This is a genomic window from Variovorax sp. 01T439_2 (genome assembly GCF_056398445.1).
The window spans coordinates 1-1,251 of the sequence record NZ_JBFTPJ010001268.1 but is presented as its reverse complement, the minus strand read 5'-3'; the positions used below and the strand labels follow the sequence as shown (position 1 = coordinate 1,251).

The window sequence follows — 1,251 nt, the reverse complement described above, 5'->3', positions numbered from 1 at the left end:
GACATCGACCGCGCCCAGGCCTTCTATGAAACCGTGCTCGGCCGCAAGCTGCGCCGCGAAGACTTCGGCGACCAGACGCTCGCCGTGTTCCCCTACGACAAGCCCGCCACCGGCGGCGCCCTGCAGGCCGGCGCGAACGCCAGCGCACGCGCGGGCAGCGGCATCCGCATCTACCTGGACTGCATGCCGAGCATCGATGCCGTGCTGGCGCGTGTCGAAACGGCCGGCGGCCAGATCGTCGCGCCCAAGTCTGCGCTGCCGCCCGGCATGGGCTTCATCGCCCACCTGCGCGACACCGAAGGCAACGAAGTCGGCCTCCACGCCCTCGCCTGAGCCGCACCATGGCACAGCGCAACTGGATCGCCGTTGCCAGCGCCGAGCACGCCCGGCGGGGCCGCGACCACCAGCCGCTCGGCTTCATGCAGGTCGGCCACGGCAAGCTCGGCCCGCTCAAGCGGGTTGCGGCGGGCGACCGCGTCGCCTACTACGCGCCGGCCACCGTCTTCGGCGGTACCGACAAGCTGCAGAGCTTCGTCTCGATCGGCATCGTGCAGCCGGGCGCGCCGTACGAAGCGGACATGGGCAACGGCTTTGTTCCGTGCCGGCTCGACGTCGCCTACGCGGCCTCCCGCGAAGCGCCGATCGCGCCCTTGCTGGAACAGCTGGCCTTCATCGAGAACCCGAAGCAGTGGGGCTACAAGTTCCGCTTCGGGCTGTTCGATGTCTCCGACGCCGACATGATGCTGATCGCACGCGCCATGGAAGCCGACCTGAAGGCGCTCGCGCTCTGAGCGCCACAATCCCGAGATCGATCATCCATGCAGAAGAATCCCCCGATGGAACCCATCCGCCGGCACCATGAAGCCTTCCAGGTCGCAGGCCTCACGGTCCGCACCACCAACCGCGAAGAGAACGACCCCGCAACCGCCCGCATCGGCGCGCTGTGGAATCGCTTCTTCGGCGAGGAGACCTACCGGTCGACGCCCGGCCGCACCGGCGACGCCCGCATCTACGGCGTCTACTCCGGCTACGAATCCGACGCGCACGGCGCCTTCGACCTGACCGTGGGCGTGGCCGTCGCGGACGCAGCGGGCAGCGTGGCCATCGACGCCGGCAACTATCTCGTCTTCACGGGCCAGGGCGAGATGCCGCAGATGGTGATCGCCGCCTGGCAGCGCATCTGGCAGTATTTCGAAGCACACCCGGAAATCGTGCGCCGCTACCGCAGCGATTTCGAAGCCTACGAGGGGC

The 1,251-nt window shown here is 68.7% G+C and carries 3 protein-coding genes; all 3 read left to right on the top strand.

Annotated elements, in window-relative coordinates; translation table 11 throughout:
- On the top strand, positions 1-333 hold a 333-nt coding region (locus tag AC1DOC_RS34165), incomplete at its 5' end, for a VOC family protein (RefSeq protein WP_478131635.1).
- A gap of 8 nt (positions 334-341) precedes the next feature.
- Positions 342-791: an EVE domain-containing protein gene (locus AC1DOC_RS34160; protein ID WP_027730346.1), complete on the top strand. Its 450-nt coding sequence runs from the start codon at positions 342-344 to the stop codon at positions 789-791.
- Between the two features lie 27 nt (positions 792-818).
- Positions 819-1,251, top strand: a 433-nt coding sequence (locus AC1DOC_RS34155; RefSeq protein ID WP_478131634.1) for a GyrI-like domain-containing protein, incomplete at its 3' end; no start/stop codon positions are given.

Coding starts and splice junctions, on each gene's coding strand:
- AC1DOC_RS34160 (WP_027730346.1), top strand. CDS start 342: ATGGCACAGCGCAACTGGATCGCCGTTGCCAGCGCCGAGCACGCCCGG.